Raw genomic sequence first — 18,885 nt, 5'->3', positions numbered from 1 at the left:
CTCGGTGACCAGCCCGTTCCGTTCGAAGGTGAACAACTCTCGGCGATCGGTCCTCAGCGGCTCCGACCTACGAACTTCCCTCCTTCTTCGTGTTTCGCAGTACGTACATCTTCTCCGGCGCGCGGTGCCCGATCGGGTGGGTTCCCCGATATACGGCACCTGTTTGCCCCGAACGGATCAAGGTGGTGTCAGAAAGGGACGGGTTCCTCGGCGAGGTCCTCCCCGGCTCGCGGTTCAACGAGCGGGGCGGAGCCGAGTGACTGCACCCGGCTCAAGTCCAGTCCGACGTGCGACGCGTCCAGGTTGAACGCCTGCCGCTTCACGTCGTCCTTCTCGTAGGTGCGCATCCGCAGCTTGCCCTGGACGATCACGGGATCACCCTTGGACAGCGTGGTCTTCACGCTGTCGGCCAGCTTGCGCCAGCACGAGACGCCGAGCCACAAGGTCTCGCCGTCCTCCCACTCGCCCGTCGCCGTGTTGTACCGGCGCTCGGTGGAGTTGATGCGGAAGAACGCGTGCGTCTTGCCGTCCTCGCCGTGCTTGTACGTGATCTCGCTGACGACGGTTCCAACAACGGTGATCAGGGTGGAATTCCAGGACATCGGGCTTGCCTCCAGGTCGCGGGGGTTCGGGGTCCAGGTTGCTCCGGAGGCGGGTGGTGGCGGCGGGGCGGACGCGGATCTGTGGACAACTCGCGGGTTGTGGACAGGTCGAGATCTTGAAGCCCCTCGGACCGCCGAATTGTCAGGGCCGCGTGCTAGGGCGCTGCTGGAGCCGCGCGAGTGAGTGAGCGCCCACTCATTGACATGAGTGAGTACTCACTCATACAGTGGCGGACGTGTCAGAGGAACCACGCCGCCGCCGCGCCCCCGCGATGAGCCCGGAAGACCGCCGCGAAGCGATCGTCCAGGCCACGCTGCCGCTCGTCGTCAAGTCCGGTGCGAACGTCACCACCAGCCAGATCGCCGCCGCGGCCGGCATCGCGGAGGGCACGGTGTTCCGCGTCTTCAAGGACAAGGCGGAGCTGCTCGACGCGGTCATCGAGCGCGCGCTGCTCTCCGACGACGAAGTGGCCGCCATCAACGCGGTCCCCTCGGGCCTGGCGTTGCAGCAGCGGCTGGTCGTGGCGGTCAGCTCGGTGCTCGGCTACCTCGACCGCATGTGGGGCGTCATGGGCGCGCTGCGCGAGTCCGGCTGGCACCCGGACCACGACGACAAGACGAAGCACAAGGGCCCGCCGGAGGGCATGCAACGGATCTCCACCGCCGTCGCGGGGATCTTCGGGGACGCCGAGATGCGCACCACCCCCGAGCACGCCGCCCGCCTGCTGCTCGGTTTCGTCTTCACCAACCGCCTGCAGGGCAAGGGCTTCGGCGAGACGACGGTCGACCCCGAGCACCTCGTGGAGCTGTTCCTGCACGGCGCACTCAAACCAGGGGGGAAAGATGTCTGAGTTCATGATCGAAGCTCACGACGTGAGCAAGAGGTTCGGCGACGTGAACGCCCTCGACGGCGTGAGCGTGACAGCGAAGAAGGGCTCCGTGTTGGGCCTTCTCGGCCACAACGGCGCCGGCAAGACCACCCTCGTCAACCTCCTCACCACGATGCTGCCGCCGTCGGGCGGCAGCGCGAAGGTCGCGGGCTTCGACGTGGTGAAGCAGAGCCACGAGGTCCGCAGCCGCATCGGCCTGACCGGCCAGTTCGCCGCAGTCGACGAGCAGCTCAGCGGCCACGACAACCTCGTCCTGATCGCCCGCCTGCTCGGCGCGAGCCGCAAGCAGGCCCACGCGCGTGCGGACGACCTGCTGGAGCAGTTCGACCTCACCGACGCCGCCAAGCGCAACGCCAAGACCTACTCCGGCGGCATGCGGCGCCGCCTCGACTTGGCCGCGTCCCTGGTCGGCAACCCCGAGGTGCTGTTCCTGGACGAGCCGACCACCGGCCTCGACCCGGCCAGCCGCCTCGCGATGTGGGAGATCGTCGAGAAGCTCGTCGCCGACGGCACCACGGTGCTGCTCACGACCCAGTACCTCGACGAGGCCGACCGGCTCGCCGACTCGATCACCGTGCTGTCCCACGGCAAGGTCGTCGCGTCCGGCACCTCGGCCGAGCTCAAGGCCCAGGTCGGCCAGCGCACGGTGACCGTCACGCTCGACTCGGTGTCCGAAGTGGACACCGCACTGAAGGCCATCGGCTCCGTGGGTCTCAACCCCGTCGCGGAAGGCCTCACGCTCACGACCCCCGTCAGCGCGTCACGCGACCTTGCGACGGTCGTGCGCGCGTTGGACGACAACGGCTTGGAGGCGCACGAAATCGGCCTCAAGGAGCCCACTTTGGACGACGTCTACCTCACGCTCGCCGCGAACTAGGGGGAAATCATGGCGACACTGACCTGGCACGGCAGCAGCTACCCGACGCAAGTGCTGGTGCTGACCGGCCGCTCGCTGCGCGCACTGCTGCGCACGCCCGCACTCGTCTTCTTCAGCATCCTGCAGCCGTTGATCATGCTGACGCTGTTCAGCCAGATCTTCGGCAGCATCACGTCCACGGCCAACTTCCCGCCGGGCATGAGCTACATCAACTTCCTGCTGCCCGCGATCCTCGTGAACACCGCGATGCAGTCCTCTCTCGCGTCCGGCATCGGGCTCGTGCAGGACATGTCCAACGGTGTGCTCGCACGGTTCCGTTCGCTGCCCATCCGCCCGAGCACGGTCCTGTTGGCACGCAACCTGTCCGACGCGGTCCGCACCGCGTTCCAGCTGGTGCTGATGATCGCGTTCGGCGTCCTGGTCTTCGGGTTCCGGCCCGACGGCGGCATGCTCGGCACCCTCGCCGCGCTGGGTCTCGCGTTGATCGTCGGATGGGCGCTGAGCTGGGTGTTCATCGCGATCGCCGCCTGGGTCCGCAAGGCGGAGCTCATGCAGACCGTCGGCTTCCTGGCGATGTTCCCGCTGATGTTCGCGTCCAGCGCGTTCGTGCCGGTCAACGGTCTGCCCGGCTGGCTGCAGGCGATCGCCAAGGTCAACCCGCTGACCTACGCGGTTGACGCCGCCCGCAGCCTGGCGCTCGCCCACCCTGTCACGGGAGTGGCCGGCGCGCTGGTCACGAGCGGCGTGATCGCGGCGGTCGGAGCGTTCTTCGCGGTCCGCGGGTTCCGCAGGCCGCTGTCGGTCTAGTCCTTGCCGGCCATCTTCCGCAGCATCGCGTTGTAGGCCTCGAGGTCGGCATCTCCATCGGTGTCGGCCTTGCGGTCCAGCCGCTTCGCGTCCCGGCCGTCCTGCCGCGCCCACTGCGTGAGCAGGGCGACCATGACGACCAGCAGCGGGATCTCCCCCGCCGCCCACGCGATGCCGCCGCCGAGCCGCTGGTCCTCCAGCAGGTTCTGCACCCACGGCAGCGCGAGGCCCCGGTAGAACTGCTCGCCGATGACGGTCGCGGAGCTCATCAGGATGACGCCGAAGAACGCGTGGAACGGGATCGACGCGAACAGCAGCCCCAACCGGCCGAGCGGCGGCAGCTTGTTCGGTGACGGGTCCACGCCGATCACGGGCCAGTAGAAGACGTACCCGGCGAGGATGAAGTGGGCGTTCATCGCGATGTGCGCCCAGTGGAACGGCAGCGCGGCCTCGAAGAGCCCCGAGAAGTACAGGGCGTAGAAGGAACCGACGAACAACGCCAGCGCCACGAAGGGGTTCGTCAGCAGCCGCGCGACCGGTGACTGCACGAAGGCCAGCACCCACTCGCGCGGCCCCGGCACCTCCTTGTTGACCGGCAGAGCGCGCAACGCCAGCGTGACCGGCCCGCCCAGGACGAACAGGATCGGCGTCAGCATGGACAGCACCATGTGCGCTTCCATGTGCACGCTGAACATCGCCGGCGAGTACCGGCCCATGCCCGACGACGTCGCGAACAGCAGCGAGAAGCACCCCAGCAGCCAGGCGACGGTCCGGCCCACCGGCCACTTGTCACCGCGCCGGGTCAGCCTGCGCACGCCCAGCGCGTACAACGCGGCGAGGGCCAGCGCGGCGGTGCCGAAGATCAGGTCGAAGCGCCAGTCGAACAGGATGGCCGCGAGCGTGGGCGGCCCGTCGAGGTCGTAACCGATCGCGAGCTCGACTCGGCTGGGCAGTTCGGTGCTGCCGCCGGGAGGGGGCGTGCGGGCGAGCGCCACGGCCAGGCCGATGGTGAACATCATCAGCAGGACTTCGAGACCAGCGAGCTTGAGCAACGCGTGCGGCCTGCCGTCGACCACGCCCTTCACGCCGCGTTCGCGCTGGAAGTAGCCGAACACGCCGAGCACCAGCAGACACGCCAGCTTGCCGAGCGTGAGCCAGCCGTAGGCGGACGTCAGGAGATCGGCCGGTGTGATGCGCACGAGCGCGTTGACCACGCCCGAGACGGCCATGACGATCCAGCAGACCAGAGCGATCTTCGAGAATCTCGTCGCGGCGAGCGGGAGGTGCGCGCCGCCACGCCTGCCGTGCGCGAGCAACGCGATCAGTCCGCCCACCCACAGCACCGCGGCGACGAGGTGGAACAACAGGCTGTTGGTCGCCATGTCGTGCGAACCGCCGGACGACGAATGTCCCGTGACGGCGACCGGCACCAACGCGAAGATGGCACCGAACAGCAGGACAGTCGTCCATCCCCACGACAGCACCAGACGGCAGCCCAGTGCCAGCAGAGCCACGATGATCGCCGTCAGCAGCCACGCCTTCGACTGCTCCAGCAGCATCGCCGTCGCGATCATCTGACTGAAGGTGAACGAGCTCACCGGCCGGTCGATCGCGGCCGCCGTGGTGAACGGCACGGACAGCAGTGCACCGACGAGCCACACCAGCGCGAACCACCCGGCGGTGCGCATCGCCGCGTAACCGTCCGCTGCGAGCGTGCCGGACTTCTGCGGTGGCACGAGGAACGCCGCCAGGAGCAACGAGCCGATGGTCACCACCGCACCCGTCTCGGTCAGGACCCGCACGATCTGCACCCCGACCGGGGGGTTGCTCTCGAACGAGCTCAGCGCGACGGCGGCGAGGGCCGCCACCGCGAAGCCGATGACGACGAGGGGCACCAAACCCGTTCTGGTGGAGCGTTCGATTGGCACGCCCCGGAGCCTACGACCCTCTAGTGTTGCCCCGTGTGAGACGTTCTCTCCTCCTCCTGTTCGTGCTGGTCTCGCTGACCGGCTGCGCGTACTCGGTCCAGGGCGAACCCGTCGCGGCGCCACTGCCGCCCCTCGCCATCGCGACGCCGCGCAAGACCGCCGGCGTCGACCCGTGCTCGCTGGTGACGGAGAAGGACCTCAAGCCGCTCGGCACGCTCAAGTTCAAGCCCGTACCGCGGACCGAGCTGGCGAACTCGTGCCTGTTCACGCTCAACGAGGGCCCGTACGTGATGGTGGCGGTGCCCTACCGGTCGTTCGACGAGTCGAAGAAGTCCCAGACGGACGGCCGTGAGATCGAGACCGCCAAGCACGCCACATGGCTCAGCTGCTCCCGGCCGTCCACGGACAAGGACATGGTGTGCACGGCCACCATCGCCGTGACGCGCGAAGAGTCGTTGCTGGTCGCGATCGGCATGGGCGGCGACGCCACCGAGAGCAAGGCGAGCAAGGCGCTGGAGCCGATCCGCCAGGAAGCGCTCAAACGGATGCCGCCTGCCTAGCCGCCCTCCTGGCCAGCAAGGTCGTCGGGATGATCAGCGCCGTGACGAGCGCCACGAACCCGAGCGACACCACGAGTGAGCTGACGTGCGCGAGTCCGCCCACGATCGGCGGGCCCGCGAGGAACCCCGTGTAGGCGATGGTCGTCACCAGCCCGAGCTGACGTTCGCCGCCGCTGCCGTCGGCGCGTTTGCCAGTCTCGCTGGCCAGGTCCATGACCACGGGGAACGAGAACGCGAGCCCCAGCCCGGCCAGGCCGAACCCGACGTACCCGGCCACCGGCAGCGGGACCACCACCGCGAGCGCCAGACCCGTCGCGGCGAGACCACCTCCCGCGGCGAGCAGGCGGTGAGGGCCGAGGCGGCGTTGGATCGGCTCGCCGAACCACCGTGCGAGCCCCATCGTGACCGAGAAGCCCGCATAGGCGTATGCACCCGCCGCGTCACTCATGCCGCGTTCACGGACCATGAACAACGCCGACCAGTCCGCCGCCGCCCCTTCCGCGATGGCACTGCACAGCGCGATGCTCGCCAACAGCCAGAGGACTGGACTCTTGAGCACGTTCGCGCGTTCGGTGACTTCTTCCCTATAGCGCTCCCCTACTCCTCCGGGGATCTTCTTCGCGATGAGCGCGGTCACCAGTGCACCGGCGAACGCCACTAGGAGGAAGTGCTTCATGAGCGTCCAGTGCGCATGAGCGGCGGCGGCACTGCCCAAAGACCCGATGAGACCGCCAACGCTGAACCCCGCGTGGAACTGCGGCATCAACGGCCGCTGCAACGCGCGCACGACGACGACCGCGGCCATGTTCATCGACACGTCCATCGCGGCAATGCTCGCGCCAAGCGCGACAAGACTGAGCCCGAGTTGCAGCGGTGACTGCGACAACGCGAGCACGGGCAGAAGCAGCGGACTGAGGAGGCTGCTCCCTATCAGCACCCCACGCGACCCGTAGAGCGCGCAGACCCGTGCCGCCAACGGCGCCGTGAAGGCCAAACCGATGCTCGCCCCGAGCAACGCCAGCCCGAGACTGCCGACCTCCGCACCGACCTGCTCCGCGAGCGCGGGCACGCGGGAGGCCCAGGTGCCGAAGACAGCGCCGTTCAACAGGAACACGACGAACGTGGCCAGGCGTGGGGACATGGCCTCCAGCATGACTGAAGCGCTTCAGCAGCGCCAGCGGGCAGGGTGCGATCTCTCGCCTACGATGCGTGAGTGGACTCCGACCGCCGACGCAGGCCGACGCTGGACACCGTCGCCGCGGCCGTAGGGGTCTCCAGGGCAACGGTGTCGAACGCGTACAACCGGCCGGACCAACTGTCGTCGTCCCTGCGCGAACGCATCCTCGAAACGGCACGCACCCTCGGCTACGCGGGTCCCGACCCCGTGGCCCGCTCCCTGGCCACCCGCTCGTCCGCGGCCGTGGGCTTCATGCTGCCGGAGGGCCTGTCCGGCGCCTTCTCGGACCCGGCCCTGTCGATCGTGCTGGACGGCCTCGCCCAGACCGTCGACGGCCACGACCACAGCCTCGTCCTGATGCCGGGCGACGCCACAGGCGGCCCACGCCCGTCGATCGTCTCGCGCGCCCAAGCGGACGTGATGGTCGCCTACTCACTCCCCGACTCCGCCCCGGCCCTCGACGCCGTGGCAGCCCGCGGCCTGCCGCTGGTCGTGATCGACCAGCCAGTCCTGCCGGGCTCAGCGCGAGTGGAGGTGCAGGACTACGCCGGCACCTCCGCAGCAGCGTCACACCTCCTCGAACTGGGCCACACCCGCTTCGGCGTCCTGACGTTCGCCCTGCACCCGGACGGAGCATCAGGACCGGCCTCCCACGAGCGCCGTTCGGCCGTGCCGTTCCGCGTGAGCCGCGACCGCCTCGGCGGCTACCTCGACACTTTGGAAAAAGCAGGGGTGGAACCGGACAATGTCCCGGTGTGGGAGGCGCGCGGCAGTGATCGCGAACTCGGACGTCTGGGCGCGCGGTGGCTACTCACCCGCACGCCCCGCCCGAGCGCGCTGCTGTGCGCATCGGACCAACTCGCCTTCGGCGCCCTCCAGGCAGCCCGCGATTTGACGCTGACCGTCCCAGGCGACATCTCGGTCGTCGGCTTCGACGACGTCCCCGAAGCGGCCTACAGCGACCCCCCGCTGACTACTGTGCGTCAACCCCTGACAGACAAGGGCCGCCGAGCAGGCGAACTGGCCCTGAAGTTACTGGCCGGGGGCAGACCGCCCAGGCCCACGAGACTCGTCGTTTCCCTCGTGAAGAGAGCCTCAACGGCCCCACGGACGTGATCTGAGTCACGTTTAGACTGTTTTGATCACCCGTTTGGTCGTAGGGCGGAAACAGTCGATCGACTCCGGACGATGTGTCCGGTGGGGGCACCGGTGGCCACGCGTCGTGGTCGTCTGCGCACCCCTCCAGCCTCTGTAGCTCAGTGGAGAGAGCGAGGGACTTCTAATCCCGAGGTCGCAGGTTCGAATCCTGCCAGGGGCGCTGGAACATGCGGCCGCTGACCTGCACTGACAGGTCAGCGGCCTTCTTCTTGGTCGAGCTTGTAGTTGATCTTCGAGGCGTCGGAGGTGCGGCGCATGGTGCGAGCTATCGCCACGGTCGCACCTTGGCCGGCCGGAAGGCAGACCTCAAACTCGGCAGCACCAGCCGAACTTGTCACGGCGCAAGGCCTTGCAGGTAGATCGTGGCCCTACATCGGTCACGTCGGTTACGACGTCGGAGCGGCCTGTGACGGCTCAGTCGACCAGCTAGGCAGGTCAGCCGCCTCCTTTGTCTTCACACAGCGGCGAGTGTGTGCTCCTGCTGCTTCTTCGCCTGCACCGCCTGAACACTCTCGTGAGCGGCACGCGACAGCTCCGCGTCCAGGTGGCGATCCTCCATCGCCTCGAAGCACATGAACGGAGCAAGCCGGAGAAGACGTTTGAGGAAGTCGCGGAGGACCTCTCGCTCGTTCGCGCCACCGCGGTCCAGACCGCCCCACACCCGCAAGATCGCCTTGACCAGGTACGGACTCCCGCCCAGCGCTCGGCGACGCGCATAGATCTGGTCGAACGCGGCTTCACCCAGGATCGTCAGTGCCGAATGGGGGTCTTGCTCGCTCGGGTCGTGCACGAGGTGAGCTCGCCACCAAAGTCGGCCGAAGACGTGGCGAGTGATGTCCGACGCCTGCACGCGATCGCGTGGCGGGCCGGGGTAACGCCAGTAGGCGACGTCCGGGAGCAGGACGAGTGAGAGGAACGCCCAGACGTCGCCGGAGGCGGCTTCCGCCGGTACCAATCCCATCTCACCGTGCAGCATCCTTGCCAGCGCCAGGTCGAACCTGGATCGAGCGGATTGATCCGGCTCTCCCGGATAGCCGGCTTCAGTGGCCAGTGCGACCACCTTCGCACGCAGTTCGGCGAGCTCCGGGGCACCGACCCGATCGCCGCCTGTCGCGACGAACACCGCCGAGAGGTGAGTGGTGTCATGGCGGGCGGTCAGTTCGGGAAGGCCCAACTCGCGGTAATCGGCGTAGAGCGACTTGGCGTGCCAGGACAGGAGACGGGGGTACAGGCGACTCATCACGCCTCCTCAAAGATGCTGACAGCGGCCTGGATCTCGGTCGCGAAGAGGTTCGGGGACTGTTCACGTCGTTGGCGCAGGTGCTGGACGGACATGTGCGGGAACAGGTTCTCCAGGAGGCTTTGGAGTGTCGCGCCCAGGCTGTCCTCCGCGTACTCGCTGTCATGATTGAAATCGGGGTCTGCCAGCGCGTGCTCGATCATCGTCCTGGCGATGTCCGCGTACGCAGCGGCCAGGTACACCTTGTCGATCGGGCGAGGTGACGCGGCGTTCTGGAACGCAGTGACCACCGGCTTCTTCCGCTCGTTGACGAGCAGGAGCAAAGCACCCATCGTGGCGGTGTTCAGTTCTTCGCTGAGCTGCACGTGCCATGCGGAATCGGTGGGAAGCTGTGTGGCCTCGAAGTCGACCACCGCGATGGGGAACTGCGGCGCGTCGCCCTGGAGGTAGAGCGTCCGCGTGTGCGTCCACAGGACTGAACCACCGCGACGGGGACTTGCGATCGCGCCGGTCTCGCGTGACTCCGCCAGGACCAGTTGGGTGTCGAGCGTCAGCAGCCCTCCCAGCTGAGTGCCGGACAGTTCTACGTCGAGTTCGACGGTGTGCGCGCCTTCCCCGGACAACGGGACGCGCTGGGCCGTCCCACGGAGGCCTGATCCTGTCGCCGTCCACACGACGACGAGCGACAACTTCGCATCAGGGGTCAACCCGGTCGACGCGTGCACGGCGTCGAGATCGACGTGAACCTCGTTCCTGAGGTGAAGGCTCATCTGGTAGTCCCAGTCGGGCAGTGCCTCCGGCAGTTCGAATCCTTCCCCGTCGACGACGAGGACCCACTGTTGGGCTTTGACGGCCTCGTCGCCCGGCGTGCGGAAGGGAAGTGCTCGACGACTCACCTCGCGACCTCCGCTCGCTTCACCGCGACGCCGATCTCCGTCACCGTGTCAGGAGCGGGAACGACCAACAGCCGCCAGATGTCCGGACCGCCCGAAACAACGAGGCTGCTCGTGCGGTCGAACAACCCGTTCTCGTTCTCCCACCCGAAGAACTCCGGCCGAGCCGCGCCGATCGGGGGATCGGTCTCTCTCACACCATTGCCCGGCAGGAGGATCGAGAGCTGGGGCGATAACTGCTGTGTGCCACGCACAGGCAGACGGAACTCCTGCACGAGAACGACCTGTCCGTCACGGTCGTCGTAGTACGGCTCAGCGACGTAGTGCACCTTCGGGCGTGCCGCCGGCGCCTGAGGCGGAGGAGCAGCGGGGAGCGTGCCGGCCAGAGACTGCCAGCCAGGCCGCTCGTCGTGCACCGTCGTGTCGTGTGGAGGTCCGGTCCGATCATCCGAGACCCCGTGTTCACGGTGCTGGTGACCGTCGTCCCCTACGGACACGTCGGCCGCGGGGTCCGCAACCTGCGTTGAAGGTGTGCTCACGAAGGTTTCGTGCTCTTCGACGTCCCATTCGGCGTCCTCGTCCTCGGTCTGGACCGGGCCGGGCTTGGCCTTCCCGAAGCGCAGACCTCCTCCGATTCCCCACGATCCGGTCACCAGGCTGGAGAACTCCCGGCTCGCCGCTCCCAGCGGAACCTCCGCACCGGGTGACTTGACCTTGTCGTTGATCGCGACAAGCGCGTCGAGCTTCTCCTTCAAGCGGGTGAAGGTGACCTTCACGAACGTCTTGTTGTGGCCCTCCAGCGATTGCCATGCCCAGGCGTCGTGCGTGGGCGGTTCGGAGGCCGCGAACGTCGCGTCCATGTCCTCCGTCGCGCGGAACACACCGGCGTAGGACATGTACTCGGCCGAAGGCTTCGGCCCCTGGTGGTAAGTGACGACGAGTTCGGCCGTCCGCATCAGGCAGACGTGGTGCACGGCCTTCTCGATCCCCATACCGGAAGCGGCCGCGGTGGGCTCGGACGGCAGGACGAGCCGCTTCTCCAACCCGAGCCTGCCGAGCACACGTTTCGGCTTGTACGACTCGAGCACATGCCCCTTGTCCGAGGAGCACATGTTCTCGTAGGCCTCTACGAACATGTCGATCGGTTGAGTGGTTCGCGGATCGGGTACCACGACCGCAGACCCCTGATGCCTCACCGAGAACGACATGGGGGGCCGCCCGTTCGCGGTGGGCAGCATCTTCGGCCACAGGTTCCACAGGATGGTGTCGGCCAGGTAGCTCGTGGCCTCGTGCGGAGTGCGGTCGCCGAACTCGGGATCGATCACCACGATGCTGGTTCCGGTCTCGTCGGCCTCGAACGCGCGCAAGCCGAGTCTGTGGGCCATCACTTCGGCGTCCGGCCCGGTCAGAGGCTCGACCACGTCCCCCTCGTTGTTCCCCCACCAGTGCCGACCCGTGTAGCGCGTGGCCTTGTCGCCCTTGCCTTTGACATGGCTTTGCCAGAGCGCGCATCCGATGAGCCGGGTCTCGAAGCCTTCGTCGACACGGCACCGGGTGTGCACCAGCACGGCGCCGGACTTGGCGATGAGGTAGAAGATGCCCTTGCCGAATCCGAAGGTCCCACCTCCGAGCGCGGTGTCCCGCGGCTCCCCGATGTTGCGCACGAACGAGACGAAGTCGTGGTCCTGGGTGACCGCGCTGTCCGCTCGTGTCGGACCGCCGAGCCCGCTCGTCCCTCGATCCGAAATGGTCAGGATGTCGATCGTCGGTGCCGATAACGACGCCCTGAGAGGGAGGTGTTCTGTTCGAGGCGCTTCCCGCAGGAGTTCCTCACGCCAGACGGGGGCGTGAGCCGCGCTGATCGTCTGGTAGTCGATGCGGTAGTCGACTGCGCGGTCGGAAAGCCTGGCGTCCCAACTGTTCTGAGCCGACTCCCGCACCAGAACCGTCAGGAGGTCCAGCTCTGGCCGACCGAGCTGGTTGCGAATCCCTTCGGCCGCGCTCGCGCCATCAGGCGGAAAGGGCTGCGAGTACCACGCGACGTCGTTCATCAGTCCCCCCGAAGGATCTCGACAAGGCGGGCGTCGATCTGAGACTTGTCCAGCGGCTGTGTCATGACCGTGTCCAAGTCGATCGTGTAGTGGACGTCCCGGACCGGTTCGGGAATCGAGTCGGAGCGGACCCGCGGGAACGAATCGGTGATCTCGTACCACCGTTCCTCTTCGACGGTGAACCGAACCTCGCGGTACAGATCGGTGTCCCCCAGGTGGTAGCCCACCATCGACAACTTGGCGACGAACCCGCTCTCGTCGTCGGCAAGACGTCTGATCTGGTCGATCAGATCCACCAGCCGCAGCCCTTGCCCCTGCGATCGGGCGAGTCTGAACCACACCAGGTGGAGATCGCCTCCCTCAGGCGCTTCGAGCTGCGCGGTGCCGTGGACGCGGAATCGGCGCTCCTCCTGAGCCAGCGACGACTTCACCTCGATGGCATGAGGTTCCGCGAGGACGTCGTGCCTGGCACCTGTGGGTCCGAGCCACCAGTCGGTAGCGGTCGGCCACGATTCCAGCAGTCGACGAAGTACGACGAGTTCGCCGAACAACCCGGCCAGTTGCTCGGGACCGAGCTCCCCGGACGACTTCTGGAACAGGGCCCGCCATCGATCGAGAACCGAGTAAAGGGTCTTCAACGGTCGATCGGGTGTCCCTTGAACGGCTTGAAGCACATCTCCGCAAAGCCCTGTGAACACATCGTCGAGATCGGTGCGCGTGCAACACAGATCGGCGTATCGCACGTAGGAATCGCTGTCCTCAAGTGCGCGCTCTCGCAGACTCAGCGCCGACCCCTCTCCTCTCGTCCGCACGCGCTGGCTCGAGGACAACGGCACGAGCAGATGGCGACGACCTTCGTGATCGACGCCCACGTTGAGGTGGCCGTTGTCCGACTCGGACGGGAGTTCAGAGGTTCGGACCTTGTTCGGCGCGGAAGCGGCTTGTTCCTCCAGAGCGCGCCAGTGCTCGTCCAGCAACGCTCGGAAATCGTCGGCCGTCACCTCTCCTCCTCGTAGAGAACGGTGAGGTCCTCCTCTTCGATGTCGACCTTGGACAGGTCAGCGCTGACATAGGTCCACTTGACCGCGTTGTCCTGACCGCTCGGCTTGGGGAACACCAGTCCCACCCCGATCGCGTCCTCGACCAGGCCGAGCGGATCGCGCGACGCCTCGGTCTTCTTGTGGGGCGTGGAGTTCTTGTCGATCGCATAGAGGACGAGAAGTCCGGTCGACGGTAGCTGCGCGCGCCGAAGGTCCACTATCTGCGTTTCGGTGAGATCGCTCGCGCTTCCGGTGAACCGCAGATCGATGGCTGCGTCCCGGCGGCTCATCAACGTCTTGATGTCGACAGTTCCATCCGTGATGGCGCCTCGCAGCCGAGCACGCGTGTTCTGTCCGACCTGAACGTCGGGTGTGAACTCGAACATCCTGGTGTCCGGTCTGCCCAACGGGTTTCCAACGATCGCGACGTTCCATCGCCGTAGCGCGGACGCGGACGTGATTCGCCTCTTGATGTAAGCGGTGATCAGGCCCGTGTCGCATTCCTGGGACCGTTCGTGGAACCGGTAGGACGCGAGGAACTGCAGAATGCGTTCGTGTGAAACGCCCCTGAACAGGAACCGTCCTGAGGTCGTACCGGACTCCGGGGTCACCTGATCGGCGATCGAACCGGAGATGAGCTCCCTGGCCGCTCGCTGGTTGTTCCGCAGCCACTCCGGGTCCGTCTTGAAGTACCTGGTCTGAATGCGCTGGCCACCGTATGCGAACTCGGCCTTGACCGCGTCCCTCATCTTCGCCGCGGCGGTGACCCTCAACTTGGGATGGGTCCTGAGCCGCACCGCGAACTGCATCGGCGTCTTGTCCTCGACCATGTAGACGTCGATGTCACGCCGCATCTCGTTCTCGACGGTGGCGAGGTGGCGGAACCAGTCGCGGAGTTCGTCGGTCATCCAGATCCGAGGCAGGTCGGCATAGCCGTTGCGGTAACCGAACCAGCGGCCCATCTGCAGCAGCGTGTCGTACGCCGAGACGGCCCGCACGAAGTAACTCACCGCAAGACCCTCGAGGGTGAGACCGCGGGACAACGTGTTGCCGCCGACCGCGATGGCCGTTACCGGGCCGTTCTCGTAGTCGAGCCTGTCCTTGCTGCTGGAGTTGTCCATGACGATCTTGCAGGAGCGGATCGCCTCGGCCAACACCGGCTCGAGTTCGCTGAACTGGAGCGCGCGCTCACCGAACAGCGCGGCGTCGACCCTTCCGGTCTCCTTCTCCCAGATCGCTTGGAACTCGTCCAGCAGGTCCTGCTCACCCGCTTCGACCGCTCGCAGGCACTTCTCCCGAAGTCCTCGGAGCGGTGGTCCGAAACTGTTGTGCACCGACGTGTTCACACTCGTGTGGATCAGCATGGTGCAGTGGGCCTTGCCCTTGCCTCGCACACGTCGAGCCGCTGTGGTCAACCAGAAGTAGAGGATCGCGTCACGAAGGCTTCCCGAGATGGTCGGCATGAAGCCGTCGACCTCGGTCTTCGAAGCAGGCCGAACCAGGTGGACCTCGCCGTCGGGCACGTCGCGGATCATGTCGTGGCCGTCGAAGACGTCCTCGGGATCTTCTCCGTCCAGCGCATCGCGTCCGAAGAGCACCTCGGTGCCGAAGTGTCCCTCCGGTTGCGGGAGGTTGACGATGAAGTCCTTCGGATAGAGGTCCTCGGGCACCGACGGGTCGATCAGGAGGTTCGCGAACGGCGTCGCCGTGTAGCCGACGTACGCGGACTTCGGCAGCCGGTTGAGGATGCGGCAGATCAAGGGGTTGATCGTGCCGGTCGCGACGGTCGCCTGATCCGCCTCGTCGTCGATGATCAATGCCGGGGAATCGCGCAGGTGCTCCTTGGCCGACGCCAGCCACTGGTCGAACTTCTCCAGCACCGTCCGGTTCTTCTTGATGACGCAGAGCACGTGCTGTTTGTTCGCCGTGGCGAAATACGCGGCGGCGTTGGCAGGCGGGTAGAAGTCCTTGTCCGGGTCGGTGAGCTGCATCCAGCCCGACGGGTTGGGCTTGACCAGTTGCTGTTCCAACCTCAACTGCGTCTGCCTGCGCAAGCCGTTGTGGATACCCGCCAGCACGATGAACAACTTGTATCCGCGGTCAGCCGCTTTGGCCATGACCGCGGTGAAGTTCGTGGTCTTGCCCGATTGAACGTATCCGACGACCAGTCCGCGAGTGGAGAACGCTTTTTCCTTGGGATGACTGAGCATCGAGACGACCTTGGTCGACGCCGCGTCGAGATTCTCGATCGACGAGTCGGACCAACCGTCTTTGGCCAGCAAGCCCTTGATGGCGGGCCAGCACTTGTCCTTGGGGCGAGGCCCGGTGTACCAGGTGAAACGATTGCCGAGGACCACCGATCTCGGCTCCTCGCGCTCCTTGATCTTGATCGTCTCCTGCTCGTGGCGATCCCTGACCTGCTGCAGCAGCTCCTGGTCGCCGTTGAGGATCTCCATGTGCCTGATTGCCTCGTCCGGTGTCACGGACTCCAGCAAATGCAAGAAGACCTCGTACACCTGATCGAGCTTGGACGACACAGATCCTCCACCGGTGCGGGCAGAACGCGTTTCTGCAGGCACTTTTGAGCGAATTCGCTCCAGGCCCCTCATCTGCCAAGTAACATCTACGATCGCACAAGGCGAGCCATTCGTTACTCGAATCGCCACCATCTGGCCACAACTGGCCTCAGATGGAGTACAAGTGGACACCGTCCGCGATCTCACGCCACACCGGACAGTCGCACTAGGAGTGCCGACTCCGGCCGGCTAGCATGTGAACACAGGTTCGATCAACTGGTCGAGCCCGGGTCGCAGCGACCTCACCGGCTACGCAGAGTTGGAGCTCGATGTCCGATCGGTCCAGAGCCAGCGCGAAGACGCCACCGCTCAAGGTGATCGATCTGTTCGCTGGGTGCGGTGGCCTGTCCGAGGGGTTCCGCGAGTCGGAGCGGTTCACTCCCGTCGCCGCCGTCGAGAAGGATCTCTACGCCGCGGCGACGTACGCGGCGAACTTCGGCGAGGAGCACATCTACCAGGGCGACATCGCGGACTGGGTCAAGGGCGATCTGCCCGAGGCCGATGTCGTCGTGGGAGGCCCGCCGTGCCAGGGCTTCTCCAACCTCGGCGCCAAGCGTGAGGACGACGAGCGCAACGATCTGTGGGAACGCTACGTCGACACTCTGGTCAAGGTGAGGCCGAAGGCCTTCCTGCTCGAGAACGTCGACCAGTTCCTCAAGACGAAGCAGTTCGACGCGCTGCGGAAGCTGACTCAACGTGGTGGCGAGCTCAGCGACTACCGCATCGACTTCGGCATCCTGCGGGCAACGGACTACGGATCGTCCCAGCTCCGTCGACGTGCGATCGTGATCGGCACGCACCGCGACGTGGAGCAGATCCTGCTCCCGGCCGTCCAGGTCGCGCCTGAGGCGTGGCCGACGGTCAAGGACGCCATCAGCGATCTGAATCAAGCGGTGCCCGAGGCGCTGGTCGACCTGCCGCCTGGCCGCGAGTACGAGGTCTTCGGCCGTGTGGTCCCCGGTAAGTACACCGCGAACGAACTGCACATCACACGGAATTACCAGAAGCTGTCGAGAGATCGGTTCGAAGCGATCCCGGAAGGCGGGAACCGGTTCAACCTTCCCGATCACCTGAAGGCACCGTGCTGGATCAAGCACACGACCGGGTCCGGTGACGTGATGGGCCGGCTGAGGTGGGACAAGCCGTCGGTGACGATCCGCACGGAGTTCTTCAAACCCGAAAAGGGTCGCTACATCCACCCGACCGAGAACCGCGCGTTGACCCACCACGAAGCCGCCAGGCTGCAGGGATTCCCCGACACGTTCGAATGGTGCGGCCCCAAGCTCGAGATCGCGCGCCAGATCGGAAACGCGGTGCCGGTGCAGATGGCTCAATACCTCGCAGGGCACATCGCGAATGGTTTGGCCGACCGCCCGGCCGAGTGACCGACATGAGCATCGAACGTCCGACGAAAGCGGCCAACACCGGGGTCCGTCGCAGCATGCAGGGCAACAAGAGCCGCGACACGAAGCCGGAGTTGGCGATCCGCAGGCTGCTGCACGCGCGCGGCCTGCGCTATCGCGTCTCCCACCGACCTCTTCCTGGGGTTCGCCGGACCGCGGACATCGTGTTCACGCGACTCAAGGTGGCCGTGTTCGTCGACGGCTGCTTCTGGCACGGATGCGAGGAACACCACACCGTCGCGGCGACCAACGCGGCGTACTGGGCCGAGAAGGTTCGCCGGAATCGGGAGCGTGACCAGGAGACCGATCAGCTGCTGCGCGATGCCGGTTGGCTGCCGGTCCGGATCTGGGAACATCAGGACCCGCGGACTGCCGCAGAGCAGATATCAACTCTCGTCCAGTCGTCGGCCGAGCGCGGCGAACGACCGGGCCCCTGAATAATCAGGACCGTGGACAAGACGCGGTTGGGCACCTGGCTGGTCGTCGGCGTGCTCGTGGTGCAGACGGTGGCGAGCCTGCTGTGGAACCCCGGCGGCTCGCTGACCGGCATCGCCCTCGCCTTCAACGCCGTGGCCGCGGTGTCGGTGTTCCTCCTCGCCAGGAGAGGCGGCACGGCCGCCTGGGTGGTGGCCGGGTGGTGTGCCGGGTTCTTCGGGTGGCACGTGCTGGGGCTGGGTGAGCTGGCCGGCTGGTGGACGACCGGGCTGGAGACCGCGTTCCTGGTCGGGGACGCGTACCAGGTGTCGGTCGTCTACCAGGCGGTGCTGGCTACGGCGGCCGGGTTTGCCGTGCACCTGTTGTTGCCTCGTCAGCGCCAGGTTTCCGAGACGTAGGTGTCGAAGCTCTTGGCCGGGCGGCCCAGGAGGCGGGGGATGTCGTCTGTCGGGTTGGTCATCAGGCCGTTGCGCATGCCTTCGAACATGCCGTTCAGCTCCGTGGCGACCTCTTCGGGAAGCCCGTGGGACAGCAGGGCTTCGCGGTATTCGGCTGGGGTGAGTTCGGCCAGTTCGATGCGGCTACCGGTGGCCGCGGAGATCTTGGCCACCGCTGTGGTGAACGTGATGGATTCCGGGCCCGTCAGGTCGTAGGTCTGGCCCGCGTGGTCACCGAGCAGGGCGAGGGTGGACACTTCGGCGATGTCGTGGACGTCCACGAAGGGTTCTGGGGTGTCGTCGACGGGGAGGGAGAGGCGGCCTGCCTTGATCTCGGGGTGCCAGACCTGTTCGGAGAAGTTCTGGTTGAAGTTGTTGGCTCGCAGGATGGTCCAGGGGATGGGGCCGGAGCGGACGGCGTGTTCGGCTGCGTGCATGCCCTGGAAGATTTCTGGTGGGGTTTTGTCGAGGCCGCGGCCGGAGAGCAGGACGAGGCGTTGGACGCCGGAGGTTGTTGCCAGTTCTACGAACGGGGTGGCGGCGGACGGGTCTTCCGGGGCGATGACGTAGGCGGCTCGCACGTTCTGCAGGAACGGTTTCCAGGTGGTGTGGTCGTTCCAGTCGAAGCCGGTGGCGCGGGAGGCCTTGCGGGTGGTCGCGCCTGCCGCTTCGAGGGAGTGGACCACTCGGCGGCCCGTTTTGCCGGTGGCGCCGAGCACCAGGATCTCTTGGGTCATGGGGGTAGCCAACCGGGCGGGTGGGCGGGCGGGCCATTGGCGAGAGTTCATCGATGATGTTCGATCGTTCGGGC

Annotated in this window: 17 protein-coding genes and 1 tRNA gene; 9 read left to right on the top strand and 9 right to left on the bottom strand. The window is 66.4% G+C overall.

Going from position 1 to position 18,885, the window contains the following annotated elements; translation table 11 throughout:
• Positions 1 to 188: 188 nt before the first annotated feature.
• Entirely contained in the window at positions 189 to 602 is a 414-nt protein-coding gene (locus IE307_RS26795) for a single-stranded DNA-binding protein (protein WP_191302105.1), read from the bottom strand.
• A gap of 236 nt (positions 603 to 838) precedes the next feature.
• On the opposite strand from IE307_RS26795, the gene IE307_RS26790 reads away from it, so the two are divergent.
• Genes IE307_RS26790 through IE307_RS26780 form a run of 3 tightly spaced genes read left to right on the top strand, consistent with a single transcriptional unit; the run spans position 839 to position 3,176 of the window.
• Positions 839 to 1,453 carry a TetR/AcrR family transcriptional regulator gene (locus IE307_RS26790; protein WP_191302104.1) on the top strand — a complete coding sequence of 205 codons (615 nt, stop codon included), beginning with the start codon at positions 839 to 841 and terminating at the stop codon, positions 1,451 to 1,453.
• Positions 1,446 to 2,369 (top strand): ATP-binding cassette domain-containing protein, encoded by a 924-nt coding sequence (locus IE307_RS26785; RefSeq protein ID WP_191302103.1) that lies wholly within the window; start codon positions 1,446 to 1,448, stop codon positions 2,367 to 2,369. The genes IE307_RS26790 and IE307_RS26785 overlap by 8 nt, the downstream gene beginning before the upstream one ends.
• A gap of 9 nt (positions 2,370 to 2,378) precedes the next feature.
• Complete coding sequence (locus IE307_RS26780; RefSeq protein WP_191302102.1) at positions 2,379 to 3,176, top strand: ABC transporter permease; 798 nt, start codon at positions 2,379 to 2,381, stop codon at positions 3,174 to 3,176.
• Here IE307_RS26780 and IE307_RS26775 read toward each other — a convergent pair.
• Positions 3,173 to 5,104 (bottom strand): bifunctional copper resistance protein CopD/cytochrome c oxidase assembly protein, encoded by a 1,932-nt coding sequence (locus tag IE307_RS26775; protein WP_191302101.1) that lies wholly within the window; start codon positions 5,102 to 5,104, stop codon positions 3,173 to 3,175. The two genes, IE307_RS26780 and IE307_RS26775, sit on opposite strands and share 4 nt — an antisense overlap.
• Before the next feature lie 35 nt (positions 5,105 to 5,139).
• Between IE307_RS26775 and IE307_RS26770 the strand changes: the two genes are divergently transcribed.
• Positions 5,140 to 5,664 carry a hypothetical protein gene (locus IE307_RS26770; RefSeq protein ID WP_191302100.1) on the top strand — a complete coding sequence of 175 codons (525 nt, stop codon included), beginning with the start codon at positions 5,140 to 5,142 and terminating at the stop codon, positions 5,662 to 5,664.
• Here IE307_RS26770 and IE307_RS26765 read toward each other — a convergent pair.
• Complete coding sequence (locus IE307_RS26765) at positions 5,642 to 6,805, bottom strand: MFS transporter (protein ID WP_191302099.1); 1,164 nt, start codon at positions 6,803 to 6,805, stop codon at positions 5,642 to 5,644. The two genes, IE307_RS26770 and IE307_RS26765, sit on opposite strands and share 23 nt — an antisense overlap.
• 72 nt (positions 6,806 to 6,877) lie before the next feature.
• Here IE307_RS26765 and IE307_RS26760 point away from each other — a divergent pair, with 72 nt between their 5' ends.
• The gene (locus IE307_RS26760) at positions 6,878 to 7,957 is read left to right on the top strand and encodes a LacI family DNA-binding transcriptional regulator (protein ID WP_191302098.1); all 1,080 of its coding nucleotides are present in this window, start codon (positions 6,878 to 6,880) and stop codon (positions 7,955 to 7,957) included.
• A gap of 129 nt (positions 7,958 to 8,086) precedes the next feature.
• Positions 8,087 to 8,159, top strand: a tRNA-Arg gene (locus IE307_RS26755).
• Between the two features lie 294 nt (positions 8,160 to 8,453).
• Here the strand turns inward: IE307_RS26755 and IE307_RS26750 are convergent.
• Genes IE307_RS26750 through IE307_RS26730 form a run of 5 tightly spaced genes read right to left on the bottom strand, consistent with a single transcriptional unit; the run spans position 8,454 to position 15,892 of the window.
• On the bottom strand, positions 8,454 to 9,239 hold the full coding sequence (locus IE307_RS26750) for a DUF6339 family protein (RefSeq protein ID WP_229905102.1): 786 nt from the start codon (positions 9,237 to 9,239) through the stop codon (positions 8,454 to 8,456).
• Positions 9,239 to 10,135, bottom strand: a complete 897-nt coding sequence (locus IE307_RS46960; RefSeq protein WP_229905087.1) for a hypothetical protein — start codon at positions 10,133 to 10,135, stop codon at positions 9,239 to 9,241. The genes IE307_RS26750 and IE307_RS46960 overlap by 1 nt, the downstream gene beginning before the upstream one ends.
• Positions 10,132 to 12,183, bottom strand: coding sequence for a hypothetical protein (locus IE307_RS26740; protein WP_191302096.1), 2,052 nt, complete (start codon positions 12,181 to 12,183; stop codon positions 10,132 to 10,134). The genes IE307_RS46960 and IE307_RS26740 overlap by 4 nt, the downstream gene beginning before the upstream one ends.
• On the bottom strand, positions 12,183 to 13,184 hold the full coding sequence (locus IE307_RS26735; protein WP_191302095.1) for a PD-(D/E)XK motif protein: 1,002 nt from the start codon (positions 13,182 to 13,184) through the stop codon (positions 12,183 to 12,185). The genes IE307_RS26740 and IE307_RS26735 overlap by 1 nt, the downstream gene beginning before the upstream one ends.
• Positions 13,181 to 15,892: a Z1 domain-containing protein gene (locus IE307_RS26730; RefSeq protein WP_229905086.1), complete on the bottom strand. Its 2,712-nt coding sequence runs from the start codon at positions 15,890 to 15,892 to the stop codon at positions 13,181 to 13,183. Before IE307_RS26730 ends, IE307_RS26735 begins: the two co-directional genes overlap by 4 nt.
• Before the next feature lie 176 nt (positions 15,893 to 16,068).
• Between IE307_RS26730 and IE307_RS26725 the strand changes: the two genes are divergently transcribed.
• Genes IE307_RS26725 through IE307_RS26715 form a run of 3 tightly spaced genes read left to right on the top strand, consistent with a single transcriptional unit; the run spans position 16,069 to position 18,035 of the window.
• A complete protein-coding gene (locus IE307_RS26725; protein ID WP_191302094.1) occupies positions 16,069 to 17,184 on the top strand; it encodes a DNA cytosine methyltransferase in 1,116 nt (371 codons plus the stop codon).
• Positions 17,185 to 17,189: 5 nt separating this feature from the next.
• Positions 17,190 to 17,639, top strand: coding sequence for a very short patch repair endonuclease (locus IE307_RS26720; RefSeq protein ID WP_191302196.1), 450 nt, complete (start codon positions 17,190 to 17,192; stop codon positions 17,637 to 17,639).
• 12 nt (positions 17,640 to 17,651) lie between these two features.
• Positions 17,652 to 18,035: a hypothetical protein gene (locus IE307_RS26715; RefSeq protein WP_191302093.1), complete on the top strand. Its 384-nt coding sequence runs from the start codon at positions 17,652 to 17,654 to the stop codon at positions 18,033 to 18,035.
• Here the strand turns inward: IE307_RS26715 and IE307_RS26710 are convergent.
• Entirely contained in the window at positions 18,011 to 18,811 is an 801-nt protein-coding gene (locus IE307_RS26710) for an NmrA family NAD(P)-binding protein (protein WP_191302092.1), read from the bottom strand. The two genes, IE307_RS26715 and IE307_RS26710, sit on opposite strands and share 25 nt — an antisense overlap.
• Positions 18,812 to 18,885 lie beyond the last annotated feature (74 nt).

This window comes from Lentzea cavernae, assembly GCF_014653695.1.
Classification (GTDB): domain Bacteria; phylum Actinomycetota; class Actinomycetes; order Mycobacteriales; family Pseudonocardiaceae; genus Lentzea; species Lentzea cavernae.
This window is presented reverse-complemented; position numbering and strand designations above follow the sequence as displayed.